This window comes from Rhodobacter maritimus, from assembly GCF_058747975.1.
On record NZ_CM179095.1, the window covers coordinates 907,698 to 933,278 of the forward strand.

Here is a 25,581-nt window from a genome sequence, read left to right on the forward strand (position 1 = left end):
CATGGCGCTTGGCGACACGCTGATCGAGGTTGCGGCCGTGGCCAAGCATTTCGGCGAGGGTGAGACCCGCGTCGATGCCCTGCGCGAAATCAACCTTACCGTGCGCGCCGGCGAGGTGATCGCGCTGCTTGGCCCCTCCGGCTCCGGCAAGACCACGCTTCTCAACATCATCGGCTGCATCCTTGCGCCCTCCTCGGGGAGGGTGGTGCTGGACGGAGAGCCGGTGTTCGACGGCAGATGGCTCAGGCGCGACCTGCGACGCCTCAGGCTCGACAAGATCGGTTTCATTTTCCAGGCCCACAATCTCCTGCCGTTCCTGACCGCCGAAGAAAATGTCGCCGTCGTCCTCGACCTTGCCGGGCGGCCCGCTGACGAAGGCCGGGCGCGGGCGCGTGAACTGCTGGACTATCTCGAGGTCGGTCACCGGGCGCGCGTCAAGCCCGCGCTCCTGTCGGGCGGCGAGGCGCAGCGCGTGGCGATCGCCCGCGCGCTGGCCAACCGCCCCCGCATCATCCTGGCCGACGAGCCGACCGCCGCGCTCGACAGCGCGCGCGCCGGGTTGGTGATGGACCTGTTGCGCAAGCTGGCCGTCGAGCAGGAGGCCTGCATCGTCACAGTCACCCATGACGAGAAGATCTTCGACCGTTTCGACCGCCTGATCCACCTGCGCGACGGCCGCCTGGCCGACGCCTGACCCGGAGGAACCCCATGAGCCGCCGCCCCCTCTCGCTGACCGTCGCCGCGGCCGTCGCCGTGATCTTCGGCCTCTTGACCATCGTTTCGGGAGGCCGCGCGCTTTTTGGCGGCGTCGACATGGGCGCGGTGGTGCCCTTCGTGCTATGGTTCAACTTCGGTGCCGGCTTTGCCTATGTCCTGGCCGGGATCGGACTTTGGCGCGGCGGGGCTTGGGCGCCGATGCTGGCGCTTGGAATTGCCGTGGCGACAGCGCTGATCTTCGCCGCCTTCCTCTGGCATGTCCTGACGGGCGGCGCCTGGGAGGCGCGCACCATGGGCGCAATGATCCTGCGCACCGGCATCTGGACTGCCATCGCCGCGCTTGCGTTGCGGGGCAAGAAGCCCACCTGAACGATTCTCGAACCCAGCCAGCACTTGTGCCAGCCAGGAGCCTGACATGAAGCGATCCCTGCCCGTGGACCTGTCGCTGGTCCTCTCGCTCGCCACCGTTCTCGGCATGGCGATGGCCGTGGCCGGACAATGGCCCGCGCACGAGCTTCTTGGCGCCTTGCTGGCTCCGGGGCTGGCTCTGGTCTATCTGGCGGGCGGGTTGCCAACCGCTTGGCGCGCGGTTTCGGAGCTGTGGCGCGAGCATGTTCTCGACATCGACCTCCTGATGATCGCCGCCGCCATCGCCGCGGCGGTCGTCGGCGCGCCGTTCGAGGGCGCGGTGCTGCTGACGCTGTTCAGCATCTCCACCACGCTTGAGGAGCGCGCACTCGGCCGGGCGCGGCGCGCCATCGAGGCGCTGATGGCGCTGCGCCCCGAGACGGCGCTGCGCAGGACCGCGGGCGGCGCGGTCGAGGAAGTCGCCGCCGGCGAACTGGCGATCGGCGACGTGGTGGTGCTGCGCCCCGGCGCCCGGGTGCCCACCGACGGCGTGATCGTCGCCGGGCGCGGCGGCGTCGACGAGGCCAACATCACCGGCGAATCCATGCCGGTTTCCAAAGAGGCGGGCGCGCAGGTCTTCGAGGCCACGGTCAATCTCGACGGCGTGATGGACATGACCGTCACCAGGACGGTCGGCGACAGCACCATCGCCCGCATGATCCGGCTGGTGACCGAGGCTCAGGCCGCCCGCGCCCCCTCCGAGCGGTTCAGCGAATGGTTCGGACAGCGCTATACGGTCGCGGTCATGGCCGGGGCGGTGATCGCCTTCGCCGCCTTCTGGTGGATGGGCCGCGACTGGGAGCAGGCGCTCTACCGGGCGGCGACGCTGCTGGTCGCGGCCAGCCCCTGCGCCATCGTCATCTCGGTTCCGGCCGCGATCCTGTCGGCGCTCTCGGCGGCGGCGCGCGGCGGCGTGCTCTTCAAGGGCGGGGCGGCGCTGGAAACCCTGGCCAGTGTTGACACCTTCGCCTTCGACAAGACCGGCACCCTGACCAACGGCCGCGCGGAGGTGACGCGGGTGGTGGCGCTCGACGGCGACGAGGCCGACTTCCTGTCGCTGCTGGCCGGGCTGGAGGCCGGGTCCGAACATCATATCGCCGCCGCCATCGCCCGCGAGGCCGGGGCGCGCGGGCTTGCGGCGGCGAAGGTCGTGGACGCAACGGCGCGACCCGGGTTCGGCATCCTCGGGCGGGACGATCACGGCCCCCTCTGGGCCGGCAACCCCTATCTGGCCGAGGAGATGGGTGCCCGGATCGACCGGCACGAGCTTCGCGCGCTGGCGGATACGGCGCAGACCGTGGTCTATTTGGGGCGAGGCCAGAGGGTTCTCGGCGCAGTCTGCGTCGCGGACGAGGCGAGGCCGAGCTCGGCCGCCGCCTTGGCCGCCCTGCGTCGGGGCGGGGTTCGTCGCATCGTGATGATGACCGGCGACCGTCGTCCGGTGGCGCTGCGGATCGGCGGCGAGCTGGGGCTCGCGCCCGACGAGATCCATGCCGGGATGCTGCCCGAGGACAAGGTGGGCCGGATTGCCGAGCTGACCCGAGACGGCAAGGTCGCCTTCGTCGGCGACGGCGTCAACGACGCGGCCGCGCTCGCCCGCGCCGATGTCGGCATCGCCATGGGCGCCGCCGGGTCGGAGGTCGCGCTTCAGGCGGCCGATGTCGCGCTGCTGTCCGAGGACATGGAGCGGCTGGCCGACGCGCACCGCCTGTCGCGCCGCGCTTCCGCCGTCATCCGCCAGAATCTGGTCTTCGCCATCGGCGCCATGCTGGTGCTGGTCACCGGCGGCCTCTTCTTCGACCTGCCGCTGCCCTTGGCGGTGATCGGCCATGAGGGCGGGACGGTGCTGGTGGTGCTGAACGGGCTCAGGCTCCTGTCCGACCCGATCCGCCGGCCGAAGCTGCGGGCTGAGCCGACTGCGGCGCCGGTCGCCCAGCCGTTGCCGGCGATGGCGACGCAGAGCGACGGCGGCGATCGGGCCTGCCCAGAACGGGTACGCGAGGCCGGATAGCAGGCCGCCGACCGCGGATCAGCCGGGCGCGGCGGCGCCGACCATCGCGTCGCCGCCGAACAGGGCGCCGATGGCGCGGGGTCGGATGCCCTCCGCCTCGCGCATCAGAAACAGCGCGTCGAGTCCGAGGCGCGCCGCCAGGTCCCCGCTTACCCGGGGACCCAGCACCATCAGCGCGGTCGCCCAAGCATCGGCCCTGGCGCAGTTGCGGGCAAGGACGGTGACCGAGGCGGCGGAAGCGCGCAACGGTGCGCCGCGCCCGGGGTCCATGGTATGCGAGAGGCTCTGCCCCCGAACCTCGACGCGGTGACGGTAGTCGCCGGAGGTCGCAACAGCACAATCCTCGAGCGCGAGGATCGAATGCGCCGCGCGTCGCTCCGGGTCGGGGGCTTCGACCGCGACGGTCCAGGGGCTGCCGTCGGGGCGCAGCCCGGTGGCGCGAATCTCGCCGTCGATTCCGGTCAGCGCGGCGGTGATGCCGTGGTCGCGCAGGGTTTCGGTCAGCCGATCTACGCCGTAGCCCTTGGCGATGGCGTTGAGATCGAGCGCGATGGGAGCCCGTTTGCGCACAAGCTGGCCGTCGATATCCAGCACCTCATGCGCGGGGCGCCGGGGCGCGGCCATGGCGGCGCAGATCGCCCGAGCCTCGGCCGCATCGGGTCCGAAGCCCCAAGCGCGCACGGCATCGCCCATGCCGATGTCAAAAGCGCCGCCCGAGGCGCGGCCGATCTCCAGCCCCAGCCGCAGCACCTCGGCCAGCCGGGCCGGAACGGCAAACCATTCATCCAGCGGGGCGCGGTTCAACCGCATCAGCGCGCTGTCCGGCTTCCAGGTGGACATTTGTGCGTCCACCTCATCGACGGCGGCCTGCAGCGCCGCGCGCAGCGGGTCCGGATCGAAGCCGGGCGCGGCGTGGAACACGGCTTGCCAGCACGTGCCCATGGTCGGGCCGTTGAGGGCATGGCGGACCGGATCAGAAGACGTCTTCGACATAGCGTCCCTCGGCTTTCAGCACCGCGGGCGTCAGACCCGCCGGGGCAAGGATATCGGTCAATGCAGCGGTCACGCCCTCCGCCATCGCGCGCCCGCCACAAACCATGATGCGGGCGCCCGAGCCGATCATCGCCAGCACCTCGGCCGCCTCATGGCGCAGCGCGTCCTGGACGTAGTACGGGCGCGGCCCGCGCGAGGTGGCGGTGGTCAGCCGGGCAAGGCGGCCGTCCCGCTGCCAGCCGGCGAGCTCGTCGGCAAAGAGGAAGTCGCTATCTCGGGCGCGCAGGCCGAAAAACAGATGCACCGGCCGGGCGTGGCGGTTGGCGCGGATCATGCCCGCCAACGGTCCGATTCCGCTGCCGGCGCCGATCAGGATCAGCGGGGCGCGCCCGTGGCCGGCGTGAAACCCGGGGTTGGGGCGGATGAAGGCGCGGATGCTGTCGCCGGGCTCCAGCGCCACCAGTTGCCGCGAACACAGCCCGCCTGGCTGCTTGCGCACGACGATCTCGACAAAGCCGTCGCGGCGGCCTGAGGCCAGCGAATAGAGGCGCGGCATGGGTGCGGCGCCCGGCGCGCCCACGGGCAGCACCGCCAGCAGATCGCCGGCCTGGAACCGCACGAATCCGCGCCGCATCAACCGCTGCCAAAGCCCCGCGCGCGGCAGGGCAAAACGCAGGATCGCGGTCGGGGCCTGAACCTCCGCGCCGTAGTCGCGCCGCGAGACCAGTGTCAGCGCCTCGGTGGCGGGCTGGACCGGCAGATGGACCAGTTCCAGCGCGAGGCCGAGTGTCCGCCCGAGCGCGCGGCCCCAGCGAGCGAAATCCTGCGGCGACTGGCGGTCCACCGCGTCAGGCGGCAGAAGTTCCGTCCAGCCCTTCGCGGTCAGCAGCTGCGCGACCTCGTCGGCAAAGGCGCAGAAGGCCGGAAAACCGCGATCACCGAAGCCCAGCACCGCGACCGGTACGCCGGAAAGGGCCGGCGCATGTTCCAGCCGCTCGATGAAACCCTTGGCCGAGGCCGGGGCCATCCCGTCGCCATAGGTGGCGGCAAGGATCAGCAGGCGCTCTGCCGCCCGGTAGCCTGCGGGATCGAAGGCGGTCATGGGCGCCACATGGACGGACTGCCCGGCCTCGCTCAGCGCGCCGTGCAGCGTGGCGGCAAAGCCCCAGGTGCTGCCGGCCTCGGAGCCGACGAGGATGACAGTCTCGGCCCGGCTCACAGACGCGTTTCCGCGGATGCGCGGGCGTGCCCGCCAGCCTGCCAGCCAGAGGACAAACCCGCTCACTGCCAGTGCCGGCACCGCGAGCGCCATCAGACCCAGGACGAGTCCGATGACCGCCGCTCCGCGCCCGGTATGCAGCATCGTGATGGTATCCGTGACCCGCGACAATGCCGGAGCATCGGTCCAGGCCAGCACCTCGCCGCTGCCTTGGTCGAGATAGCCCGCGCCCCGGTCGGTCTTCAGCGTGAAGGCGTCGGTGGGATCGGTCGGGTCGGGAAAGCTCAGATCGCGCAGGCTATCCACCGGCAACGCGGCAAGCGTCGCGATGTGGTCGGGGGCGATGCCGGTCTGGCCGCTGGTCGTGGCCGGAAAGCGCGGCGCCCTCGCCTGATCGGGCAGCAGCCCGAAGGTCGAGGCGGTCATCCACAGCGCGGTCAGCGCGGAAAGCGCCAAACCCCCTACCGCGATACGCGCCAGTTCGACATGCAGCCGGGCCGTCAGCCCGCCGCGCGTTGGGCCGAACCAGCGGCGCCAGCCGCCCATGCGCCGCGCTATCAGAACCGCACCCGAGGCGCACAGCAGCAGCATGACCCCCGCACCCGCCGCCATGACCAGTCGGCCGGTATCGCCCGCGAAAAGCTGCCGATGCAGGTTGACCAGCCAGCGCTCGGCAGGACTTGCGTCGGCCGGAGCCACCCCTTGTCCGGTCGCCGGGTCGATCACCGCCGCGCCCGGTGTGCCATCCTGAAACCACCAGGCGATGATGCGTCCCGAGGGCGCGCGGCGGATCTGCTCGACCCCCGGATACTCGGCCTGCACGCGGGCGGCGAGCTCGCCGACGCTCAGCCCGGCCGCCGCCTGCGGCGAGGCAAGTTGCTCGATCGCGGGAAAGACCGACAGCGCCGCGCCGCTCACCGCGAGGAGGACGACAAGCAGCAGGCCGGCCACCCCCGGCCAGCGGTGAAGTACACGGATCATCGGTCGGCTCCGTCACATGTCGTATTTGAGGCTGGCGACGTAGCGGCGGCCTTGCGTGGCCTCGCCTGCGCCTTGCGTGGTCAGGGGCACCGCCACGTCATCGGGGCTGTCGCGCATATCCTCGACGGCGGCATCGACATGCAGAACATAGCCTGCGTCAAACAGCGCATCGGCCAGGTCGAGGGTGATTTCCAGCGTCCGGCCCGCGCCGACACTGGCGCCGGTGATGCCGTCGATCTGCGCCGGATCGCCACCAGTGGCGCGATACCAGCCGGCAAGCGAATCGTAATACTTCGACTTGCCCCCGGCCACCCACAACGTGCCGGCATAGCCGCCCGACGCGTCGGTGAGGTAGAGCGCCAGATAGGCGCCGTCGCCGCCGTAGCTGTTCAGCGTAGTGGTGAAGGTGACTGGCTGGGCCGCGGCGAGGCCGGGCGCCACGAGGGCCGAGGTCAGTGCAAATGCTGCAATAGCGGATTTCATCTTGTTATCTCCCTTCATTGGGGGTGTCAGTTCACCTGCACCACGGGTGGCTTGCCGTTCTGGAACAGCGGATTGGCGGGCGGGGCGGCCAGGGGGGCGGCCGGTGCGCGCACGTCCTCGCGCCGGCGGTCGTGCTCGCCGTCGCGGTGGCGCAGCCTGACGACGTTCAGCGTGGCGGGGTCGAGCTTTGCCTTGATGCGCCGGCCTTCGGCATCGCGGCCCTCGATCTCCCAGCAGCCGTCATCGGCCTCGATTTCCTCGACGCGCCAGCCAAGGCGGCTCGCGGCCTGCATGGCCGCCTCGCGCGGCTGCCAGGCGGCACGAGGCGCATGGCAGTCATCGTCCGCCAGCGCCACCGTTGCCGGCAGCGCCGCAAGGCAAGCGGCGGCAATCCACGGAATCCTCATGGTCAGTTCATCCTTTTGAAGTGTGTGTGGGGCGACCTTCCCGATCACCGATCTGAAGGCTGGCGCCCGATTGAAATGGCTCCGCGACAACGGGGCCGCGGAGCACTGGCGGGATCACTTCGTTTTTTCGGGCTTGGTGCCGTCGCTCCAGCGCTCGACCTTGCCGTCGATGACGTCGAGCGTCTGGGGATCGACGATCATCTCCAGGTGATTGCCGCCCTGATCGATGACATTGAGTTCGTAGCAGCCATCGTCGAGCTCCATCTTCGAGATGGACCAGCCGAAATCCTTGGTCAGCTGGATGAGCGATTCCCAGGACTGCATGTTTGCGGTCGGCACGTCGCAATGGGTGTCCGCAAGCGCCGCCCCGGCCGGGATCGAAAGGGCAAGTGCAGCGGCGGTGAGCAGGGTCTTCATGGCGTTTCTCCTCGGTTCGGGTTGCCTGATGTGACCAACCTGGAGGGCGTGACTGACGGGGTGCTGACGCCTGCCGGGAATCTGCTTCAGCTTGCTGTCAGGGCGGCGGGCGAACCGAGGGGTTCTTCCGCGCCGAACCGGGGGCGGAGGTCGATCTTTGTTTCCTGCGTGATCCCGATGCAATCTTTAACGCCGAGGGCAGAAGGATTTCGCAATGAGACTGATTCTGATGCGCCACGGCGAAACCATCTGGAATGCCGAGCAGCGTCTGCAAGGGCATGACAACGCGCCGCTTTCGGCGCGGGGGCGGGAACAGGCGCTGGCCTTCCGCCACCTGCTTCACGAACTGCGGTCGAAGGCGGTGGTGTCCTCGGACCTCGGGCGCTGCCGCGAGACGGTGGGGCTGATCGGCTTTCCCGAGGCCCCTTCCGATACCCGCCTGCGAGAGTTGAACATGGGCGAGTGGACCGGGCGGCGCAAGCCCGACCTGATCGCCGAGCATCCGCGCGAATATTGGGCGTGGCGTGCGGGCACGCATTATCCGGCGGGCGGTGAAAGCTGGCAGGATTTCCGTGCGCGGGTCGAGGAGGGGCTGCGCGACTGGCTGGCCCGTACCGGGGGAGATCTGCTGGCGGTCGTTCATAGCGGCGTGATCCGGGCCGCGCTGTCGGCTTTTCTCGACCTGCCGCAGGGACGGATCGTGCCGGTCACGCCTGGCACGGCGACGATGTTGCAATTCGGCGCTGCTTTTGATGAGGATGTGAAGCTGGAAGGCTATAACCTGGGCCTTTTCGCGCCCCAGGGTGCGGAAACCGTTCCGGATTGATCCCACCCGCGCGGGCGCGATCCCCTTGCCTCCGTTCCGCGCGGCGCAAGGGGGGCTATCGAAAGAAGGAGGCGCGGCGATGTCGGTAAGCACGGTTGTCATCATCGAGTTGCTGGGCGGTATCGCGCTTCTGCTCTGGGGGGTGCGGATGGTGCGCACGGGCGTGGTGCGGGGCTGGGGCGACCAGCTCAGGATCCTTCTGGAGCGGCAGTTGCGCACCCGCCTGCGCGCCTTCGGCAGCGGCGTGGCCCTGACCGCGATCCTTGGCAGCTCGACCGCGATGGTGCTGATCGTCACGGGGCTGGTGGGCGGGGCGACGATGACGCCGCTGACCGGGCTGGCGGTGATTCTGGGGGCCGATGTCGGCTCGGCCCTGATCGCGGCGGTGCTTGCCTCGGGGGCGGGATATACCGCGCTTCTGGCGCCGGTCGCGCTGTTTGCGGGCTATGTCGTCTTCACCTTCTCGACCGGGTTCCGGCCCCGCGCACTTGGCCGCGTCCTGCTGGGCCTTGGCATGATGCTGTTCGCGCTGCGCCTTGTGGTGGGCGCGGCCGACCCGCTGCGCGAGGCGACGATGTTTCACGCCGTCGTCCAGGCCCTAGCAGCCGAGCCCTTCCTTGCCTTCCTGATCGCGGCCTTGCTGACCTGGCTTGTCCATTCCTCGCTGGCGATCCTGCTCATGTTCGCCTCCTTCGTGCTGACCGGCAGCCTCGAGGCCGCGCAGGCGGTGCCGTTCATCCTCGGGCTGAACCTCGGCGCGGGGCTGCCGGCGGTGACGGCGTCGCTGGACCAGCCCCCGGCGGCACGGCGCTTGCCCGTCGCCAATCTTTCGGCCCGCGGGGGCGTTGCCATTGCCGGGCTGGTTCTGTCGCCCGAGCTGCGCTTTCTGGCCGGGGCGACCGGGCTGCACGGCATGACCCTGCTGGCGGCCACGCATCTTGCCTTCAACCTCGTGGTCGCGGCGATCTTCGTGCCGCTGGCGCCGCTGGTCCTTGGTGCGGTCGAGCGGCTGATGCCCGACAGGGAACAGCCCGCCGACGCAATCGGCCCGCCGCGCTATCTCAATATCGAGGCGGTCATCGGCCCGCAGCAGGCGCTGTCCAACGCCTCGGTCGAGACGCTGCGCATGGCCGAGATCGTGGAGCGGATGCTGAGCCTTGCGATCGCGGCGCTGCGCGGCGGGCGGCTGGAAAACCTTCGGCAGGTGAACGAGGCACATGACCTGCTGCAAAGCTATGCCGGGGCGGTCAACAACTATCTGGGTGCCTTGCCCGATGCTTCGTCGGCGGATGCCCGGCATGCCTTCGTGATCATGAATTGCGTCAGCAACCTTGCCCACGCGGGCGACGTGATCAAACGCAACCTGTCGCGGCGGATCACGACGAAAACCCGCATGGGCGTGGTCTTCGACGACAGGCAGGAGGCCGAGATCGACCGCCTGACCCACATCATCGGGGATTCGCTGCGCCTTCTTGCTCCGGCGCTGACGGCGTCCGATATCGAGACCGCCGCAGAGCTTGCCCGCCAGAAGGACCGCTTCCGCGCCGCCGAGAACGAAATCGTCGAAACCTATCTGACGCTTTCGCAGCCGCACGCGAACCCCGCCGCCATCTCGGTCACCGTGTTCATCGACATCGTGCACGACCTGCACCGCATCAATTCCCATGTCGCCTCGTCCGGCTATCCTGTCGTCTCCGCCGCCGGAAGGCTCAAGGAGAGCAGGATCGCCGACCCGGCCGATGAAAGGCTCGGATGACCACCTCTTCTCATGTGCGCGCAGTATGTCGAAGGGGAAAACGGCGCCATCCATGATATCGGCTTTCAGGTCATGGCCTAGTCATGTCAGAGGAACCTTGATTGATGCGCGGCGATGCGCCGGCTGGCCTCCGTTCATGATCAAACCCCGCCCTTTCAAGTGGTTCAAGATGAGCCCAAAGATCATCCCTTTGGCGGTGATGTTGTACGTTCGGATCCCGCTGTCGCTTCACAATGCTGAGGAATGGCTGCACGAGCGAGGCATCGATATCTGCGATGAGACAGTCTGATTTTGGTAGCATCGGTTCGGCCCGATATTCGCCTCGGATATTCCACGGCCCACCCGCTGGCCTGACCCCTACAACCCGAGGAGAGAACCATGGCACGAGCCCAAGGGGCGCGAGCGCAGATGGCGCTGGCGTTCGAGACGACATACGGCACGCCTCCGGTGAGCGGCTTCACCAAGATGCCTTTTGCCAGCACGACGCTGGGGGCCGAGCAACCGCTGCAAACCTCGGAACTCTTGGGCTACGGCCGGGATCCGCAGGCCCCTATCAAGGATGCGGTGACGGCGGATGGCGATGTTGTCGTGCCACTGGATGCTGAGGCTTTCGGCTTCTGGCTGAAGGCTGCGTTCGGCGCCCCGACAACCACCGGGACCGGATCCTACACCCACGAGTTCCGCTCTGGAAACTGGGCACTGCCGTCGTTCTCGGTCGAGTCCGGAATGCCGGAGGTGCCGCGCTATGCCATGTATTCCGGCTGCATGGTGGATTCCTTGAGCTGGCAGATGGCGCGCTCCGGGCTGCTCACCGCGACGGCCAGCATCGTGGCCCAAGGCGAAGCGGTCGCCACGAGCACCGCGGCGAGTACGCCCGCCAATATCGCCCTGAAACGGTTTGGTCATTTCAACGGTTCGATCACGCGGGATGGGGCCAACATCGGTAACGTTGTCTCTGCCGACCTTACCTATGCCAATAACCTCGACCGGATTGAGACGATCCGTGCCGATGGGAAGATCGATGGCGCGGACCCGTCGATCGCTGCGCTGACCGGTAATGTCGTTGTCCGCTTCGCCGATCAGACTCTGGTGAACCAGGCGATCAACGGCGAGGCCTGCGAGTTGGAGTTCTCCTATACCCTGCCCACCGGCGAGACCCTGACCCTGACGGCCCATGCCGTTTACCTGCCGCGCCCCCGGATCGAAATCTCCGGTCCGCAAGGTGTACAGGCCACCTTTGATTGGCAGGCGGCCAGCGATCCCGTTGTGGGTCGTATGTGCACCGTCACGCTCACCAATGACCGCGAGGTGTACTGACCATGCTGCGCTTGAACCTTTCGACTGAGCCGCGCTGGCTCGACCTTGGTCATGGTGTCCGCCTGCTTGTCGAGCCGCTGACCACGGCCATCATGCTGGCTGCGCGGAGCGACCCGGCGATCATCGCCACAGCAGCCGATGCTGAAAACAGCGCGTCCAACGATGACCTCGCCCGGATCGTTGCCAAGGCCGTCGCGCGCATCGTTGTAAAGGACTGGGAGGGCGTCGGCGACGAAGATGGGAAGCCGCTGACGCTGACGCCTGAGGGCATCGACGCGCTGCTCGAACTCTGGCCGATCTTCGAGGCCTTCCAGACCAAATATATCGCTGGCGCGCTCATCCTGGATGCGGAAAAAAACGCCTGACCGCTCTCGCCGAATGGGCGTTCGGCGGGGGCGGAGACTATTGCGCGGCATGCCCATCTGTTTGCGCGGAATGCCCACGCACTCTCCATCAACCCATGACCCTCGAGGGCTGGCAGATCTGGGATCTGGTGCAGCGCCTCGGTGGACAGGTGCGCGTTGCTGGCGGCATGAGCGGCGGCGCTGTCCTCGGCTGGGACATGGGCGCAGCCCTCCAACTCGGTGCGGCCCTGGGGCTCTCGCCCCTCATCATCGCGGAACTGCTGCCGCCGATTGAGGCGGTGATGGTGCGCAAGATCAGTGAAACCCTGCAGGCCAGATCAGGCCTGACCTGACCTCGTTTCCATTGGGAACGAGGTGTGACCGACCAAGGAAATGTTCCGATGGCAGAAAAGCGCGTTTCCGTCCGGCTTTCCGCGACGGGCGGCCGCCAAGTGCGCGCCGAGCTGGAAGGCGTCGGCGAGGCCGGGTCGCGGGGCTTCGGCCGTCTCAGCCGTGAAATGGAACTCGCAAACGCCCGTATAGCCGCCTTCGCGCGTCGGGCCCGGATCGCGGCGACCGCTGCGGCCACGGCGCTCGCTGCTGCCGTCGTGTCGATGACCCGCTCGACAGTCGCGGCCGCAAATGAGATCGGCCAACTCTCCCAGGTTGCTAATGCCAATCCGGAGATGTTCCAGCGCTGGTCGGCTGCATCCGCCACCGTCGGCATCGAGCAAGAAAAGCTGGCCGATATCCTGAAGGACGTGAATGACCGCGTGGGGGATTTCCTGCAGACCGGCGGCGGCCCGATGGCCGACTTTTTCGAGAACATCGCGCCAAGAGTGGGGGTGACGGCGGACCAGTTCGCCAGGCTTTCGGGGCCGGAAGCCCTGCAACTCTATGTCGACAGCCTCGAGCGCGCGGGAGTCAGCCAACAGGAGATGACTTTCTATCTCGAGGCGATGGCCTCGGACGCGACGCGGCTGATCCCGCTCTTGCAAAACGGCGGGGCAGAGATGACCCGGCTTGGGGCACAGGCGCAGGCCCTTGGGGCGGTGCTCGACGCTGATGCCATCGCCGCCATGCGCCGTTCCGAATTGGCGCTCGTCAGCATTGGGCAAGTCTTCACCGGCGTGCGCAACCGGATTGCCGTGGCGCTCGCCCCGTCGCTGGAGGCAGCGGCCAATGCGTTTGTCGCCCTTGCGTCCAGTACCAGCCCGATCAGTCGGGCGTTCGATTCGGTACTGGCCAACCTTGACCGGCTGGCGATCTACGCTGGGACTTTCGCCACCTTCCTCGCTGGTCGCTGGGTGGCCGCGATGGCTGTCGCGGTGCTCTCGGTCCGCGGGCTTGCCACCACGCTGGTGGTCCTGAAGGGCGCGCTGATCCGCACCGGCATCGGTGTGCTGATCGTGGGCGCAGGCGAACTGGTCTATGTGGTGATCGAAGGCCCAGGCGAAGAACGGCGTGACGATAACAATGCCGATGAACTCGAAACTGAGAGCTTGGCGAATTCGGTCTACGGCGCTGCACATGAGGGCTCCGATTGTTGTTCGGGCCATCCCGCGTGTCGACCATCTGGCCGGCGAGGCCGTCCTCGCTTGTCGATAGGATGTGTTCGGGATGCTTGCTTTTCGAGCGACCTTCATGCCGCAGAGCGTTCCTCTGCCCCAGCAAGCAGTAGCCGCATGATATCGGATCGGGTCAGGATCCCGACCAGTCGCTGCTCCCGGGTGACCGGCACCACCTCGCTTCCCTGCGCCGCCAGCCTGTTGAGGAGCACGCCAACAGGCATATCGTCCGGCACCGCACGGTCGGGGGGTCGCATCACGTCTGATATGGTGCGACGCCGAGATCTCTGCCGCCGGGCCGGCGGGCGGTCCTGCGCCGCGACGGCGTGCAAAAGATCGACCTGGAGCACGAGGCCGCGCAGTATCATGTCTTCGTCTACGACCGGGAGGCTCTTGATAGAATGCCTGCGGAAAAGCCGTGCCGCATTCGAGAGCGGCGTGTCGGGCCGGACCGTAATCAGACCGGTGGTCATGACGTCAGCACAGGTCGTTCCGTCAAAACGGTGCTGGGCCGCCTCTGCTTCGGCAGCCGCCAGCAACCGGCCGAGGTCTGCCACACCAAGGTTGGTCGTCTGGTTGAAGCGGTCGAGCAGCTCGCCGAGTTGCTCGGTCGTCAAACCCAGGCGCAGCGCGGGATTTCCCGTTTCGTCCGTCTCAGGCTGGCGGAACGGATATACCCGGCCCGTTGCCTTGTTGTAGACGACGGCGGCAAGGACCAGCACGGCGGTGGTCAGCCCGACCGGCATCAAGACGAAAAGCGGTCCCGCTTCCAGGGCCACGCCCGGATCGAGGGCGGTGAGCAATGCCACTGCCCCTCCCGGCGGGTGCAGGGCACGAACGAACATCATGGCGGTGATCGCTGCGCCGACGGCGACGCCGACAGACCAGGGAGCGGGCACGATCTGGAGAACAAGGAGGGTGACAAGTGCTGCCGTCATATTGCCGACGACCGCCGACCATGGTTGGGCGAGGGGCGAGTTCGGAACGCAGAATACAAGCACTGCCGTCGCCCCAAGCGGTGCCATCAAGAAGAAGGACGATGCACCCAGCCCGGCAGCCAAGCTCACTACGAGAGCGCACAGGCTGATCCCGAGAACCGCCCCAAGGCCAGCCCGCAGCTGCTCGCGACCGTGGAATGCCGGCAGCGCCGGGTAGAGATAATGCCAAGCCCGCATTTGAAGGACTCCTGCGCCGCCCGAAAAGAGAGCAACATCCGCCTCCTATGCCTCAAATGGTGGCGGAATGTGAACACCGGAAACCGACGAAAAGGACATTAGTCCTATCTGCAATTGAATGGGGGGATCGAGGTCCCGCGTAAAGGTCAGGATCGAAACGACCGATCGCGCGCAGGCTCCCGCTTGTCTTCAGTAGTGAATGGTCTGAATATTGGCCTGGATGGGGGATGGCATGCGCACAGACAAGGAGACGGCGCGGGCGCGCCTCTGGCAAGTGCTCGAAGAACGTGCGCCGGCGTCGGGAGATCGGTTGCCACCAGAGAGGGTGCTGAAGGATCTCGTTGGATGCAGTCGTGAGACGCTTCGTGACGCACTCGCCGCCCTCGAGGCGCGCGGGGAGATCTGGCGTCATGTCGGACAAGGAACTTTTCGGGGCCGAGCGCCCCTGGGTCGTCCGGTGAAGGATACGCTCCTACTCGAGGCGACAACACCCGCGGACCTGATGGACGCACGCCGTCTACTTGAACCGCAGGTCGCAACGGCTGCCGCGATGCGGCGGGCGCCGGAGGACGTTGCCCTGCTGCGCCAGCACGTCGCCAACGGACGTGCCGCACGAGATCGCGCCGAATGCGAACGTGCCGATGACGCCTTCCATCAGTCGATCGCGCAGGTCGCTCGCAACCCGCTCTTGATGGTGTTGTCACGTTAACTTGGCTTCGTTGAGAAATGAGGCGGATCTTCCGGATTTCAATCGAGGCTGGCTGCGACCTTCCATGCGTCGAAGGCCTCGAGACGATGGCAACGGGTGGCGATGGCGCTGCGGCGGCTGGCGGGGACGGAGAAGCAGTTTCGGATGGCGGAATGCGCTGACACGAAGCGCTGCAATCCGCCGGGCGAGCGGAAGCCTTGCATCGTTCGTTCTCGTTTCCGGAACGGTAGGTGGCTGTTTTCGGCCCGATTGTTGAGGCCTTTGTGGGAGCGATGCTCCAAGCTTGGCACAATCGCGCGCCTGGCCGCGCCGTAAGACGCCAATTTGTCGGTCACGATGCGCTTTGGCACAAAACCATGTCGCTTCATCAGCTTAACCAGCAGGCGTCTGGCAGCCCGCGTATCCCGCTTGCGTTGCAGGATTTCCTCCAGCACGACGCCATGCTGATCAACCGCCCGCCACAGCCAGAATTTCCGGCCGGCAATCTTTACCTGCACCTCGTCCAGATGCCAAATATCACCGGGTCGCGCTTGTCGGCGACGGAGGCCTTGGGCAATCCGTGTGGCGAACTTGTCGATCCATCGCCGGATGGTCTCGTAGGAAACGTCGACCCCGCGCTGCATCAGCATCTCTTCGACCTCGCGTAGGCTGAGGTTGAAGCGGACATAGAGCCAGACGGCATGTGCGATGATTTCGGGCGGGAAACGGTGACGTTTGTAGCTGATCGGCGGATGGGTCATCCGCATCGGCTACGCCGAAATCGGGCCGACGCCAATGAACCGATGAGTTAACGTGACAACTCCACTGATAATGGGTTGAAAACACATATCAGCACTATGAAGCTTCGGACGGCTGCACTCCAATCCATATGATCGGGCTCCTAGGGTTTCGGTAACGGCTTCATTCTGCCGATACAATCAAAGTACAATTCACGACGTTTTTTGGCTGAAGGTACTCATTCCACCACTACCACGATCATCATGCCCCTTGAGCCTCTTCCGTTTCGATGGACGGGATCTCGGTCCGCTCTTCCTCCGCTGCGCCGCAGAGCAGGTCTACTGCACGGTCGGCCGCGTCCTGGAACGGCTCCAGCACCATGTCCGCGCCGGAGGCGAAGAGTTCCTCGGTGTCCTTGGGGTGATGAGATGCGACCGCCACGCGCCCGCGGAACCCCGAAGTCCGTGTGAGTTGGATCAGTGTCGTGCGCGTGTCCTCGTGGCTGAGGCCGGTCGGGTGAATCGGCACGGTCGAGACGATCCATTCAGCCCGCGACAGAGGAAGCTCGGCCACGAACTCCGGGTCAGTGGCATCGCCGAACTCGGTCTCGAGCCCAAGTTCCCGCCAGCGCCGGACCGCGAGCGGGTTGAAGTCGACCCCAAGCACCCGGATGCCCCGCTTCTTCAGGCGCATCCCGATGGCGGTGCCGAACCGCCCCAGCCCGAAGACGATGACATTGTATCCGTCATCGCGATGGGCGCCGGCCTCAGAAGGCTCGCGCGGCGTGCCCTTGCGCTCGAATACACCCAGGAACCTCTCGAACACGGCATAGAGTTGATGTGAATAGGTGATCATGTAGGTCGAGGCCGCGATGGTCACGAGGCCGACCATGGTGACGAGGCCGAGCGCGTCCTCCTGCACATGGCCGATCGACACGCCCATAGCAATGAAGATCAGGGAAAATTCGCTGATCTGCGCCACCGTCAGTCCGGCCAGGAAACCCGTGCGCTTGCGGTAGCCCATCGCCCCCATGATCGCCAGCACGATGAGCGGGTTGCCGATGAGCACGAAAAGCGAAAAGATGATCGCCCCGCCGACATGCGCGCCCAGTAGCGAAAGGTCGAGTGCGGAGCCGAGCGCGATGAAGAAGAACAGGAGCAGGAAGTCGCGCAGCGGCGCCAGTCGTGCGGCGATGGTCTCGCGATAGGGTGTCGAGGCAAGCGCGACGCCTGCCAGAAGGCCGCCCACCTCCTTGCCCAGCCCAACGATGTCGCCGGCCGCCGCGAACATCGCCGCCATGGCGATTGCGAAGATCACCAGAAGCTCGGGCGCGCGCGCCAGCCGCTCGGTCAGGGGATTGGCGACGTAGCGTACGAAGAGGACGACCAGCGCCACCATTGCCACACCCGAGGCCAGGACCAGCGGGACCGACCCGCCGCCATGGCCGCCATCCGCCGCACCGATGCCGATGGCCGAGAGCACGATCATCGCCAGCACGACGACGAGGTCCTGCACAATCAGGAAGCCGAGCGCGATCTGGCCGTGCAGGCTGTCGATCTCTCGTTTGTCCGAGAGCAGCTTCACGATGATGATGGTCGAGGAGAAAGTCAGCGCCACGGCGACATAGAGGCTGGTAACATGTCCGAGTCCGAGCGCGAGCCCGATCAGGTAGCCAAAGATCGACGTGAACGCGACCTGGCCGAGTCCAGTCAGAAGCGAGACCGCCCCGAGAGAGCGGATGAGCTTAACGTCAAGTTTGATCCCGACGAGGAAAAGAAGCACCGCAATCCCGAGTTCGGAAAGAAGGCTGATCTGTTCGTCCGACCGTACCAGGTCAAGCGCCGAAGGGCCCGCGATCAGGCCAACGGCGATGAAGCTGACGATAAGCGGCTGGCGCAAAATAATCCCCAAAAACCCGATCACCGCCGCCAGCACGAGCAGTGCCGCGATCTCCGCAAACGGCGACTGAACAATAACTTCCATCAATTCTTCTGTTCCTTCGTGTTCTTTGCTTCGGTCAAATCCGGGGCAGTATTCGTCGCGCCATTAGGCCTGGCGGCTGGCCGCGTCGCGTGACCTTCCAGGAAGGCATAGAGGTCCTCCGGGCCGATCCGCCATCCCTTGCCGATATCGATCGCCCGAAGCTCGCCGTCCTTGATCCAGCGTCTGACCGTGGCCTCATTGACCTTCAGAAGATCTGCAATTTCCTTGACGGTCTGATATTGCTCGCGTGACATGTTGAACGCCTTTTCACCGGGTTTAGCTTAATATAGCGTATTATAGGACAGATAAGATGATTCAGACAAAGCTTGATGCGTCGCAGCGTGTCGCTCGCAGATGAGAGGCCACGGCCCGGGACCGGAAACGATGAAGACAATGATGGTGGCGACGGACTTTTCGGAACGGTCGGATCGGGCGCTGCGGCGTGCGACCCTCCTGGCCCGTCAATTCGAATCCGCCATCCTGCTCGTTCATGTGGTTGACGACGATCAGCCGCGCCGGATCGTGGACGCTGAGCGCGACGAGGCCACGACGCTTCTTCGCCAGATGGCCGCCACACTGCGCGACGTGGACGGTGTGACCACCGAGACGCGGGTCATACTCGCGTCCCCATTTGTTGGCATCGCCCAAGCCGTGAAGGACGTGACGCCCGACCTTCTCGTCATCGGCCCGCATCGACGCCAGGTGCTCAGGGACGTGTTCGTCGGCACAACGGCGGAGAGGACGATCCGGTCGGTGGATTGCCCGGTCCTGATGGTGAATGCCACCCCGGCCGGGCACTATCGCCATGTGCTGCAGACAACCGACCTGTCCGACAGCTCCCGCGACGCGTTGCTGCGATTCCGAGAGCTGGGGCTTGCCGACCAATCCCGGACGTCGTTGCTCCATATCTTTGATGCTCCTGCGCTCCGTCTTGTCTTCAGTCATTCGATTCCGAAGGACGATCAGAAGCACTACCTCGAGGAAGAACAGCGCGATGCTTCCCTCGATCTTGCTCGCTTCCTCTCCTCGACAGATCTGGGCCGTCTGAGGCAGATTGTGCGCTATGAGGCTTCTCCAGCACAGCACGAAATCCTGAAGGCGGCCGGTGAAGAGCAGGCAGACCTGATCGTGATGTCGACGCATGGCCGCAGCGGACTGGCCAGGATGCTCATCGGCAGCGTCACGGAGCAGGTGCTCAAGACAGCGCAGATCGATGTCCTCGCCATTCCTTCACAACGCGGAGAATGAGCCAGGCGTCGGGTTTGGCAACACCGAGTGCGGGTCGTGGGTCAGTCTTCGAGTGCCAACCAGATTTGCCGTGCGACCGTCCGCGGTCCGCGGAGCGCGTCCCGCAAGGTCATGAGGCGTTGTTCTAGGAGCTGAGAAGCGGTGGCATTTTCGGGGTTGTGAGCCTCGAAGAGAATCTTGCGTTCCCCACCGACCTCCACGAGGGACCACTTCTCATGCCGCGATGCGCCGCCTTCACCGTGCGACCGTTCGTGCAGCGTCCTGATGCGGGTCAACGAGCGGTGAGGCGCGTGGAACTGTCTTCCGCCGCCGCCTGTCATGTGCCGAGTAGCGGATTGCCAAAGATCGTCGCGAGCAGATTACCGACCTGGATCCCCAGCAGATGCAGGAAGATCGCCTCCACGAACGCCATCGACCAAACCCGTCTGGCGAACATGCCATCATAGTAGGACCAGACGAGGGCAACGATGTAGGAAACGCCGTTGAGCTTGAGGTTGGCTTCAGGATCCTCGCCGAGAAGCAGATAGAACGCGGTTCCAAGCAGAACGCCACGCCAAAGCAGCGCGCCGGTGGCACGCAGCGTGTCCGCGCTGATCCCGGCTTGCTGTAGACGTTCTACGGTTGTGGTGAAAGGTCTCGTGTTGCTCATATCTTTTTCTTACCACAATAACTTATAGAAGGACACCACCACGGTGGTGTTCCGTCAGCCACGAGGTGCTTGGGACACCCTGTTCGAAGGATTACATAGATTCTGATGTTCAGCGGTCATGAACTACAGGGAACGAGGCTGCTCGGTGACTCCAGCCATGCTGGACACCGGGTCCTTACGCCACGTTTCTGTCAATATTGGCCCAACTGCAGCTCATGTTGAACTCCAGTTCTGAAAGCTGCCGTCCACCGCAGCACCGTTGGCGGCACTGTCGAGAGACGGTTCTGGACCGTTCATGATCTGGTTGCGGACGATGGCTCCCGGTTCCGCAAAGCGCGCTTCCTGCGCATCGCTGCCGCCTCCGAAGCCACCATGACTTCCAATTTTACTCTGTTGCGCATTGCAATTGAATCAACTTGCGAAAAACGGTGTTGTCACGTTAACTTGGCTTCGTTGAGAAATGAGGCGGATCTTCCGGATTTCAATCGAGGCTGGCTGCGACCTTCCATGCGTCGAAGGCCTCGAGACGATGGCAACGGGTGGCGATGGCGCTGCGGCGGCTGGCGGGGACGGAGAAGCAGTTTCGGATGGCGGAATGCGCTGACACGAAGCGCTGCAATCCGCCGGGCGAGCGGAAGCCTTGCATCGTTCGTTCTCGTTTCCGGAACGGTAGGTGGCTGTTTTCGGCCCGATTGTTGAGGCCTTTGTGGGAGCGATGCTCCAAGCTTGGCACAATCGCGCGCCTGGCCGCGCCGTAAGACGCCAATTTGTCGGTCACGATGCGCTTTGGCACAAAACCATGTCGCTTCATCAGCTTAACCAGCAGGCGTCTGGCAGCCCGCGTATCCCGCTTGCGTTGCAGGATTTCCTCCAGCACGACGCCATGCTGATCAACCGCCCGCCACAGCCAGAATTTCCGGCCGGCAATCTTTACCTGCACCTCGTCCAGATGCCAAATATCACCGGGTCGCGCTTGTCGGCGACGGAGGCCTTGGGCAATCCGTGTGGCGAACTTGTCGATCCATCGCCGGATGGTCTCGTAGGAAACGTCGACCCCGCGCTGCATCAGCATCTCTTCGACCTCGCGTAGGCTGAGGTTGAAGCGGACATAGAGCCAGACGGCATGTGCGATGATTTCGGGCGGGAAACGGTGACGTTTGTAGCTGATCGGCGGATGGGTCATCCGCATCGGCTACGCCGAAATCGGGCCGACGCCAATGAACCGATGAGTTAACGTGACAACTCCTCTCCGTCCCCGCCAGCCGCCGCAGCGCCATCGCCACCCGTTGCCATCGTCTCGAGGCCTTCGACGCATGGAAGGTCGCAGCCAGCCTCGATTGAAATCCGGAAGATCCGCCTCATTTCTCAACGAAGCCAAGTTAACGTGACAACACCCTGACGGGCTGGGTAGAGGGATGACGGTGCTGGACGCCCCGAGTTCCCGATCACGCGTGACCGACCGCATGCGCCATGAGATATGACGAAAGGACCGCCCGAAGGCGACCCCGTTATGGCCATCACGCGCCCAAGCTGTCGAGCATCCCCCTGGTATCAGGCATTCGGTTCAGCGAGTTGCCGATGTGTTCCCGCCAGCGCGGCCCAACCTCCAATGCGGTGGCATAGGCCCGAGCCAGATCATCGGGCCGGTCCTCGGCCATCGCTTCGATAAGGAAAGCCGCCTGCTCGCGGTCCTTCGCGGATTTCAGGCTTCCTGCCCCATCACGGCGCCGGTCGGCAATGATCAGTTTGTGGACTGCATAACGCTCCGGGCGGGGCACCTGCACCAGAACGCCGGATCTATAGATCGCCGCCGCGTGGATCGGCTCAGCGATCAGGAAGTTGAGATAGTTCAGTCCTTGGGCGTTCACGCCCAAGGCTGGCAGATCACGGAGGGTCTCATCTCCGAACGCCGGTGTGAGAAACTCGACCAACTGGCCGCTGCCACCCTGGGCCCATCGCCATGTCCGACCTTGGTCAAGAGATGGCAGAGGATCGAATTTGAGCGCCGAGAACGTCTCGGCAAGACCCGGGTCGACCTGATCCTGCAACGCAACGCTGAGCTTCTCGAACTGCGCGATGTCGATGTCGCCAGTATTGGCCATACCGCCAATTGGCAGACGGATACCAAGCTCGCCTTCATAGAGGCGAAATGCATTGGTTCCGACGATGGTGCCACCCAAACGGAAGGTTCCGGCTGCCGCCATGGCCGACAGGATGGACCCGGTTGCCCGGTCGGTGGGGGTCATGCCTTCGGCGCGCAAGAGGCGGACAAGCCGAGACCGTTCCGCCTGCCGATCCTTGGCCGTTGCGCGCAGCTCTTCGATCCGGTCGATGCGCGCGCGCGTCTCGTCGCTGTCTTCGCCGATATAGATGAACCGCATCTCCGTCCCGACACGGCGCGCGGCGTACCAATAGGCCTTGTCGCCGCGTTCCTTGAGCGTGGGCTTGCCTTCGACACCGGACAAAGCGTCGTCCTTTAGAAGACGCACCAGGTCGGTATAGGCGCTCATCGCGATGCTGCTGAGTGGGGTCATGCCTATCATTTCCAAGTTTTGCTTGGCATACATATACCTATCAAAACAGGAAAATGCTAGGCAAAGCAATTTGGGCCCCGCCACGCGCATGAGAAACAACGAAAGGGCCGCCCGAAGGCGACCCTCGCAACGGTGTTGTCACGTTAACTTGGCTTCGTTGAGAAATGAGGCGGATCTTCCGGATTTCAATCGAGGCTGGCTGCGACCTTCCATGCGTCGAAGGCCTCGAGACGATGGCAACGGGTGGCGATGGCGCTGCGGCGGCTGGCGGGGACGGAGAAGCAGTTTCGGATGGCGGAATGCGCTGACACGAAGCGCTGCAATCCGCCGGGCGAGCGGAAGCCTTGCATCGTTCGTTCTCGTTTCCGGAACGGTAGGTGGCTGTTTTCGGCCCGATTGTTGAGGCCTTTGTGGGAGCGATGCTCCAAGCTTGGCACAATCGCGCGCCTGGCCGCGCCGTAAGACGCCAATTTGTCGGTCACGATGCGCTTTGGCACAAAACCATGTCGCTTCATCAGCTTAACCAGCAGGCGTCTGGCAGCCCGCGTATCCCGCTTGCGTTGCAGGATTTCCTCCAGCACGACGCCATGCTGATCAACCGCCCGCCACAGCCAGAATTTCCGGCCGGCAATCTTTACCTGCACCTCGTCCAGATGCCAAATATCACCGGGTCGCGCTTGTCGGCGACGGAGGCCTTGGGCAATCCGTGTGGCGAACTTGTCGATCCATCGCCGGATGGTCTCGTAGGAAACGTCGACCCCGCGCTGCATCAGCATCTCTTCGACCTCGCGTAGGCTGAGGTTGAAGCGGACATAGAGCCAGACGGCATGTGCGATGATTTCGGGCGGGAAACGGTGACGTTTGTAGCTGATCGGCGGATGGGTCATCCGCATCGGCTACGCCGAAATCGGGCCGACGCCAATGAACCGATGAGTTAACGTGACAACTCCGATCGATTAGGCATCGAATGGAGAAACCAATACAACATATTTCGCTATTACTAAAATCTTTTTTAGTTACCGTCCAAATTTCACGACCCGCCGGCCTGCTCCTATCTTGAGAACGCGCCGAGGCTGCTTGAAAGCGCACGGCTGGGTGTCGTGCTGACCCACAGTTCGGTGGTCTCGATGTCGCCCGTAACACGGGAGAAATGAGGCTTTTCGGTACTGTGATGGATCGTGTCACCAGCCCGCATCTGGAAGATCTCGTCACCGAGATGATATTCCATTTCGCCAGCCATCAGGTAGCAGAACACCTCGCCGGGGTGGCACATGTGCTCCGACTCGTGGCCGGGCGGGCGATGGATGAGTAGCGGGTAAAACAAGGCACCGGAGAAGCCTGGACCCAGTCTCTCATAGAGTCGGTTATCAGCGCCGATCGCGTAGGTCTGGCGCCTGTTCGCGGGAATGTATTCGCGAAACTCTTCCTTCACCCGCACCAGTTCTTCAACACTTGTATCGAGCGCTGTAGCGATCGCCATGAGGGAGCTGACCGAAGGCGCGCTTATGTTTCGCTCCACCTGCGAAATGAAACCGATTGTCAGTTCCGCTGTCTGAGCCACCTCGCTCAGTGTCTTTCCCAATGCCTTGCGCCGCTTGCGAATCGTGGCGCCGATGGTGGGGGCGGTATCGGTTGGTGTGGAGACCGATTGGTCGGACAAGGATTGGTTTGAGAGGGGTGTTTTCTTTCTTGGCATTATCGGTCCCTGAAAATTGTGTCGCCTCGCGGAGACATAGCATGGAAATCTGCTTTCCTCCGGGAGCATGAAGCGAATGTAAGGGGGGGGCTTTGATCCGTCACTAAAAAATGTTTTAGTGGCGTTCCCATGCGTTTTTCGCGGGGTGGGTGAACCCTGGCCTTGGGTCAGATCAGGAACCGCAACAGAAATCAATGCATCCTGACCCTAGCCGTCAGCATCGCTCGGGCCTGCATCCGGCGCGGCAAGCGGGGGCGCTTCTTCAATGTCGTAGACCTGGTAAACAAGCTCGATGCCGAAGCCCGTGCCGATCGACAGGGGCGCACCGCAGACCTGCTGTGCCGCCTCGACTTCCTGATCCTTGACGAGCTCGGCTATCTTCCCTTCGCTCAGACCGGTGGCCAGCTGCTGTTCCATCTCATCAGCCGCCTCTACGAGCGCACCTCGATCATCGTGACAACCAATCTCGACTTCGGAGAATGGCCTTCGGTCTTTGGCGACGCCAAGATGACCACTGCGCTGCTCGACCGCCTGACCCATCACTGCGACATCGTCGAAACCGGCAACGAGAGTTGGCGCTTCAAGACCCGTGAATGACCGAGAACCCGCTGGCCCGATACGGCTGCGCTGTCTGAGGGCTACACCGCATCGGGCCAGCTACCCGGGCGCTCCACGGGGGGCATTTTTGGATGCCGATAGGGGGTCACGATTGGCTGCCGATTGACAAGAGTCGCAGACTGCGTCTTCCTCTTGATAAACACACGCGGAATGCCGATATCTCAGTCATGACCGTGTTCCTTCTTCATACGAGGTTCCTGCTCAACGCAGGAAACACACTGAACCGCCGGTAGCCCCGGGCGGGATCAGGCCGCGTGCCGGTCCGCGCCTCGGGGTCTTCTCGATCTCTTAAAGATCAGTCGAAGTGACAAACGCGCCAACCTGGCCGGAAGACCACGCCTGTGCGGGTCGTCCGGCTGACGTGGTGCGTGCGTCTCGGTTCAGTTTCTTCGTCATGGAGCATGACATGCACCCCCACGTCTTCAAATCCAATAACCATCACTTCCCACCCCCTCGAGCGGCCAGTCCGCGCAACCGCAAGCCCGGAGCGTTTCGACATTGGCTCCGGACCGCATTCCACCGCTGGCAACGCCGGAAGATGATCGAAACTCTTCGAGGCATGGACGATCGCCTGCTGCGCGACATCGGAATTGATCGCAGTGATATCCCGCGCATCGTCGATGGTCTCACGGATCGCGAACTGAGCATGCGTCCAGTTTCTCCGGATGTGGAGGTCGATGCGCGGTGGCGCGGCGGCCGAGCGGCATAGCCGGGCCAATTCTCGAGAACCCGCACCACGGTACTACCGTGGTGCGCAGCCTTCGCCGTGTAGTAGCTCTCTATGCAACGATGAAAAGGAGTGACA

Annotated in this window: 25 protein-coding genes and 3 pseudogenes; 13 read left to right on the top strand and 15 right to left on the bottom strand. The window is 64.7% G+C overall.

Annotated features, from left to right (window positions below; translation table 11 throughout):
• The first annotated feature begins 1 nt into the window (after nucleotide 1).
• The 3 genes from AC4PTO_RS04580 to AC4PTO_RS04590 are packed head-to-tail and all read left to right on the top strand — an operon-like array spanning nucleotide 2 to nucleotide 3,136.
• Entirely contained in the window at nucleotides 2–694 is a 693-nt protein-coding gene (locus AC4PTO_RS04580; RefSeq protein WP_294983340.1) for an ABC transporter ATP-binding protein, read from the top strand.
• Between the two features lie 14 nt (nucleotides 695–708).
• A complete protein-coding gene (locus AC4PTO_RS04585; RefSeq protein WP_492732328.1) occupies nucleotides 709–1,086 on the top strand; it encodes a hypothetical protein in 378 nt (125 codons plus the stop codon).
• Nucleotides 1,087–1,132: 46 nt separating this feature from the next.
• Nucleotides 1,133–3,136, top strand: coding sequence for a heavy metal translocating P-type ATPase (locus tag AC4PTO_RS04590; protein ID WP_492732330.1), 2,004 nt, complete (start codon nucleotides 1,133–1,135; stop codon nucleotides 3,134–3,136).
• An 18-nt stretch (nucleotides 3,137–3,154) separates the two neighbouring features.
• Here AC4PTO_RS04590 and AC4PTO_RS04595 read toward each other — a convergent pair whose 3' ends face one another.
• The 5 genes from AC4PTO_RS04595 to AC4PTO_RS04615 form a co-directional block, all read right to left on the bottom strand.
• Nucleotides 3,155–4,129: an FAD:protein FMN transferase gene (locus AC4PTO_RS04595; RefSeq protein WP_492732332.1), complete on the bottom strand. Its 975-nt coding sequence runs from the start codon at nucleotides 4,127–4,129 to the stop codon at nucleotides 3,155–3,157.
• Entirely contained in the window at nucleotides 4,110–6,329 is a 2,220-nt protein-coding gene (locus AC4PTO_RS04600; protein ID WP_492732334.1) for a PepSY domain-containing protein, read from the bottom strand. The genes AC4PTO_RS04595 and AC4PTO_RS04600 overlap by 20 nt, the downstream gene beginning before the upstream one ends.
• Nucleotides 6,330–6,341: 12 nt before the next feature.
• Nucleotides 6,342–6,812 (bottom strand): DUF2271 domain-containing protein, encoded by a 471-nt coding sequence (locus AC4PTO_RS04605; RefSeq protein WP_492732336.1) that lies wholly within the window; start codon nucleotides 6,810–6,812, stop codon nucleotides 6,342–6,344.
• A gap of 26 nt (nucleotides 6,813–6,838) precedes the next feature.
• Nucleotides 6,839–7,219 carry a PepSY domain-containing protein gene (locus AC4PTO_RS04610; protein WP_492732338.1) on the bottom strand — a complete coding sequence of 127 codons (381 nt, stop codon included), beginning with the start codon at nucleotides 7,217–7,219 and terminating at the stop codon, nucleotides 6,839–6,841.
• Between the two features lie 114 nt (nucleotides 7,220–7,333).
• Complete coding sequence (locus AC4PTO_RS04615) at nucleotides 7,334–7,636, bottom strand: PepSY domain-containing protein (protein WP_492732339.1); 303 nt, start codon at nucleotides 7,634–7,636, stop codon at nucleotides 7,334–7,336.
• Between the two features lie 214 nt (nucleotides 7,637–7,850).
• On the opposite strand from AC4PTO_RS04615, the gene AC4PTO_RS04620 reads away from it, so the two are divergent.
• The 6 genes and pseudogenes from AC4PTO_RS04620 to AC4PTO_RS04645 all read left to right on the top strand — a co-directional run.
• On the top strand, nucleotides 7,851–8,462 hold the full coding sequence (locus AC4PTO_RS04620) for a histidine phosphatase family protein (RefSeq protein WP_492732341.1): 612 nt from the start codon (nucleotides 7,851–7,853) through the stop codon (nucleotides 8,460–8,462).
• Between the two features lie 79 nt (nucleotides 8,463–8,541).
• Nucleotides 8,542–10,218: a Na/Pi cotransporter family protein gene (locus tag AC4PTO_RS04625; protein ID WP_492732342.1), complete on the top strand. Its 1,677-nt coding sequence runs from the start codon at nucleotides 8,542–8,544 to the stop codon at nucleotides 10,216–10,218.
• 378 nt (nucleotides 10,219–10,596) lie between these two features.
• Nucleotides 10,597–11,535: a phage tail tube protein gene (locus AC4PTO_RS04630; protein ID WP_492732344.1), complete on the top strand. Its 939-nt coding sequence runs from the start codon at nucleotides 10,597–10,599 to the stop codon at nucleotides 11,533–11,535.
• A gap of 2 nt (nucleotides 11,536–11,537) precedes the next feature.
• Entirely contained in the window at nucleotides 11,538–11,900 is a 363-nt protein-coding gene (locus tag AC4PTO_RS04635; RefSeq protein WP_492732346.1) for a phage-derived protein YdaY family protein, read from the top strand.
• Between the two features lie 95 nt (nucleotides 11,901–11,995).
• A complete protein-coding gene (locus tag AC4PTO_RS04640; RefSeq protein WP_492732349.1) occupies nucleotides 11,996–12,232 on the top strand; it encodes a DUF7697 family protein in 237 nt (78 codons plus the stop codon).
• Nucleotides 12,233–12,280: 48 nt separating this feature from the next.
• Nucleotides 12,281–13,312: pseudogene (locus AC4PTO_RS04645) on the top strand (phage tail tape measure protein); the annotation flags it as partial.
• 36 nt (nucleotides 13,313–13,348) lie between these two features.
• Here AC4PTO_RS04645 and AC4PTO_RS04650 read toward each other — a convergent pair.
• A pseudogene (locus AC4PTO_RS04650) lies at nucleotides 13,349–13,525 on the bottom strand (hypothetical protein); the annotation flags it as partial.
• Nucleotides 13,522–14,622 (bottom strand): HPP family protein, encoded by a 1,101-nt coding sequence (locus AC4PTO_RS04655; RefSeq protein WP_492732351.1) that lies wholly within the window; start codon nucleotides 14,620–14,622, stop codon nucleotides 13,522–13,524. The gene AC4PTO_RS04655 and the pseudogene AC4PTO_RS04650, both read right to left, overlap by 4 nt.
• A gap of 232 nt (nucleotides 14,623–14,854) precedes the next feature.
• Here AC4PTO_RS04655 and AC4PTO_RS04660 point away from each other — a divergent pair, with 232 nt between their 5' ends.
• Nucleotides 14,855–15,331, top strand: coding sequence for a FadR/GntR family transcriptional regulator (locus AC4PTO_RS04660; protein WP_492732354.1), 477 nt, complete (start codon nucleotides 14,855–14,857; stop codon nucleotides 15,329–15,331).
• A 38-nt stretch (nucleotides 15,332–15,369) separates the two neighbouring features.
• On the opposite strand, the gene AC4PTO_RS04665 is transcribed toward AC4PTO_RS04660, so the two are convergent.
• From AC4PTO_RS04665 to AC4PTO_RS04675, 3 genes are all read right to left on the bottom strand, one after another.
• A complete protein-coding gene (locus AC4PTO_RS04665) occupies nucleotides 15,370–16,071 on the bottom strand; it encodes an IS6 family transposase (RefSeq protein ID WP_492733538.1) in 702 nt (233 codons plus the stop codon).
• Between the two features lie 238 nt (nucleotides 16,072–16,309).
• Complete coding sequence (locus AC4PTO_RS04670; RefSeq protein ID WP_492732355.1) at nucleotides 16,310–18,031, bottom strand: cation:proton antiporter; 1,722 nt, start codon at nucleotides 18,029–18,031, stop codon at nucleotides 16,310–16,312.
• On the bottom strand, nucleotides 18,031–18,285 hold the full coding sequence (locus AC4PTO_RS04675) for a helix-turn-helix domain-containing protein (protein ID WP_492732356.1): 255 nt from the start codon (nucleotides 18,283–18,285) through the stop codon (nucleotides 18,031–18,033). Before AC4PTO_RS04675 ends, AC4PTO_RS04670 begins: the two co-directional genes overlap by 1 nt.
• Before the next feature lie 130 nt (nucleotides 18,286–18,415).
• Here AC4PTO_RS04675 and AC4PTO_RS04680 point away from each other — a divergent pair, with 130 nt between their 5' ends.
• Nucleotides 18,416–19,279 (top strand): universal stress protein, encoded by an 864-nt coding sequence (locus AC4PTO_RS04680; RefSeq protein ID WP_492732358.1) that lies wholly within the window; start codon nucleotides 18,416–18,418, stop codon nucleotides 19,277–19,279.
• Nucleotides 19,280–19,595: 316 nt separating this feature from the next.
• Here AC4PTO_RS04680 and AC4PTO_RS04685 read toward each other — a convergent pair whose 3' ends face one another.
• From AC4PTO_RS04685 to AC4PTO_RS04705, 5 genes are all read right to left on the bottom strand, one after another.
• On the bottom strand, nucleotides 19,596–19,928 hold the full coding sequence (locus AC4PTO_RS04685) for a hypothetical protein (RefSeq protein ID WP_492732360.1): 333 nt from the start codon (nucleotides 19,926–19,928) through the stop codon (nucleotides 19,596–19,598).
• A gap of 481 nt (nucleotides 19,929–20,409) precedes the next feature.
• Complete coding sequence (locus AC4PTO_RS04690; RefSeq protein WP_492733538.1) at nucleotides 20,410–21,111, bottom strand: IS6 family transposase; 702 nt, start codon at nucleotides 21,109–21,111, stop codon at nucleotides 20,410–20,412.
• A gap of 334 nt (nucleotides 21,112–21,445) precedes the next feature.
• On the bottom strand, nucleotides 21,446–22,438 hold the full coding sequence (locus AC4PTO_RS04695; protein ID WP_492732362.1) for a nucleotidyltransferase family protein: 993 nt from the start codon (nucleotides 22,436–22,438) through the stop codon (nucleotides 21,446–21,448).
• A gap of 209 nt (nucleotides 22,439–22,647) precedes the next feature.
• A complete protein-coding gene (locus AC4PTO_RS04700; RefSeq protein ID WP_492733538.1) occupies nucleotides 22,648–23,349 on the bottom strand; it encodes an IS6 family transposase in 702 nt (233 codons plus the stop codon).
• A 164-nt stretch (nucleotides 23,350–23,513) separates the two neighbouring features.
• A complete protein-coding gene (locus AC4PTO_RS04705) occupies nucleotides 23,514–24,158 on the bottom strand; it encodes a helix-turn-helix domain-containing protein (RefSeq protein WP_492732365.1) in 645 nt (214 codons plus the stop codon).
• A 207-nt stretch (nucleotides 24,159–24,365) separates the two neighbouring features.
• Between AC4PTO_RS04705 and istB the strand changes: the two are divergent.
• Together istB and AC4PTO_RS04715 are read left to right on the top strand one after the other, a co-directional pair.
• A pseudogene (gene istB / locus AC4PTO_RS04710) lies at nucleotides 24,366–24,755 on the top strand (IS21-like element ISPkr1 family helper ATPase IstB); the annotation flags it as partial.
• 559 nt (nucleotides 24,756–25,314) lie between these two features.
• A complete protein-coding gene (locus AC4PTO_RS04715; RefSeq protein ID WP_492732367.1) occupies nucleotides 25,315–25,485 on the top strand; it encodes a YjiS-like domain-containing protein in 171 nt (56 codons plus the stop codon).
• Nucleotides 25,486–25,581 lie beyond the last annotated feature (96 nt).

Bases quoted from the DNA above. Each gene is read 5' to 3' on its own strand.
- AC4PTO_RS04665 (WP_492733538.1), bottom strand. From the start codon at position 16,071: ATGACCCATCCGCCGATCAGCTACAAACGTCACCGTTTCCCGCCCGAA.
- AC4PTO_RS04715 (WP_492732367.1), top strand. From the start codon at position 25,315: ATGATCGAAACTCTTCGAGGCATGGACGATCGCCTGCTGCGCGACATC.
- AC4PTO_RS04615 (WP_492732339.1), bottom strand. From the start codon at position 7,636: ATGAAGACCCTGCTCACCGCCGCTGCACTTGCCCTTTCGATCCCGGCC.
- AC4PTO_RS04690 (WP_492733538.1), bottom strand. From the start codon at position 21,111: ATGACCCATCCGCCGATCAGCTACAAACGTCACCGTTTCCCGCCCGAA.
- AC4PTO_RS04680 (WP_492732358.1), top strand. From the start codon at position 18,416: ATGAAGACAATGATGGTGGCGACGGACTTTTCGGAACGGTCGGATCGG.
- AC4PTO_RS04705 (WP_492732365.1), bottom strand. From the start codon at position 24,158: ATGCCAAGAAAGAAAACACCCCTCTCAAACCAATCCTTGTCCGACCAA.
- AC4PTO_RS04585 (WP_492732328.1), top strand. From the start codon at position 709: ATGAGCCGCCGCCCCCTCTCGCTGACCGTCGCCGCGGCCGTCGCCGTG.
- AC4PTO_RS04590 (WP_492732330.1), top strand. From the start codon at position 1,133: ATGAAGCGATCCCTGCCCGTGGACCTGTCGCTGGTCCTCTCGCTCGCC.
- AC4PTO_RS04700 (WP_492733538.1), bottom strand. From the start codon at position 23,349: ATGACCCATCCGCCGATCAGCTACAAACGTCACCGTTTCCCGCCCGAA.
- AC4PTO_RS04620 (WP_492732341.1), top strand. From the start codon at position 7,851: ATGAGACTGATTCTGATGCGCCACGGCGAAACCATCTGGAATGCCGAG.
- AC4PTO_RS04605 (WP_492732336.1), bottom strand. From the start codon at position 6,812: ATGAAATCCGCTATTGCAGCATTTGCACTGACCTCGGCCCTCGTGGCG.
- AC4PTO_RS04580 (WP_294983340.1), top strand. From the start codon at position 2: ATGGCGCTTGGCGACACGCTGATCGAGGTTGCGGCCGTGGCCAAGCAT.
- AC4PTO_RS04635 (WP_492732346.1), top strand. From the start codon at position 11,538: ATGCTGCGCTTGAACCTTTCGACTGAGCCGCGCTGGCTCGACCTTGGT.
- AC4PTO_RS04625 (WP_492732342.1), top strand. From the start codon at position 8,542: ATGTCGGTAAGCACGGTTGTCATCATCGAGTTGCTGGGCGGTATCGCG.
- AC4PTO_RS04670 (WP_492732355.1), bottom strand. From the start codon at position 18,031: ATGGAAGTTATTGTTCAGTCGCCGTTTGCGGAGATCGCGGCACTGCTC.
- AC4PTO_RS04630 (WP_492732344.1), top strand. From the start codon at position 10,597: ATGGCACGAGCCCAAGGGGCGCGAGCGCAGATGGCGCTGGCGTTCGAG.
- AC4PTO_RS04655 (WP_492732351.1), bottom strand. From the start codon at position 14,622: ATGCGGGCTTGGCATTATCTCTACCCGGCGCTGCCGGCATTCCACGGT.
- AC4PTO_RS04675 (WP_492732356.1), bottom strand. From the start codon at position 18,285: ATGTCACGCGAGCAATATCAGACCGTCAAGGAAATTGCAGATCTTCTG.
- AC4PTO_RS04640 (WP_492732349.1), top strand. From the start codon at position 11,996: ATGACCCTCGAGGGCTGGCAGATCTGGGATCTGGTGCAGCGCCTCGGT.
- AC4PTO_RS04595 (WP_492732332.1), bottom strand. From the start codon at position 4,129: ATGTCGAAGACGTCTTCTGATCCGGTCCGCCATGCCCTCAACGGCCCG.
- AC4PTO_RS04600 (WP_492732334.1), bottom strand. From the start codon at position 6,329: ATGATCCGTGTACTTCACCGCTGGCCGGGGGTGGCCGGCCTGCTGCTT.
- AC4PTO_RS04695 (WP_492732362.1), bottom strand. From the start codon at position 22,438: ATGAGCGCCTATACCGACCTGGTGCGTCTTCTAAAGGACGACGCTTTG.
- AC4PTO_RS04660 (WP_492732354.1), top strand. From the start codon at position 14,855: ATGCGCACAGACAAGGAGACGGCGCGGGCGCGCCTCTGGCAAGTGCTC.
- AC4PTO_RS04610 (WP_492732338.1), bottom strand. From the start codon at position 7,219: ATGAGGATTCCGTGGATTGCCGCCGCTTGCCTTGCGGCGCTGCCGGCA.
- AC4PTO_RS04685 (WP_492732360.1), bottom strand. From the start codon at position 19,928: ATGAGCAACACGAGACCTTTCACCACAACCGTAGAACGTCTACAGCAA.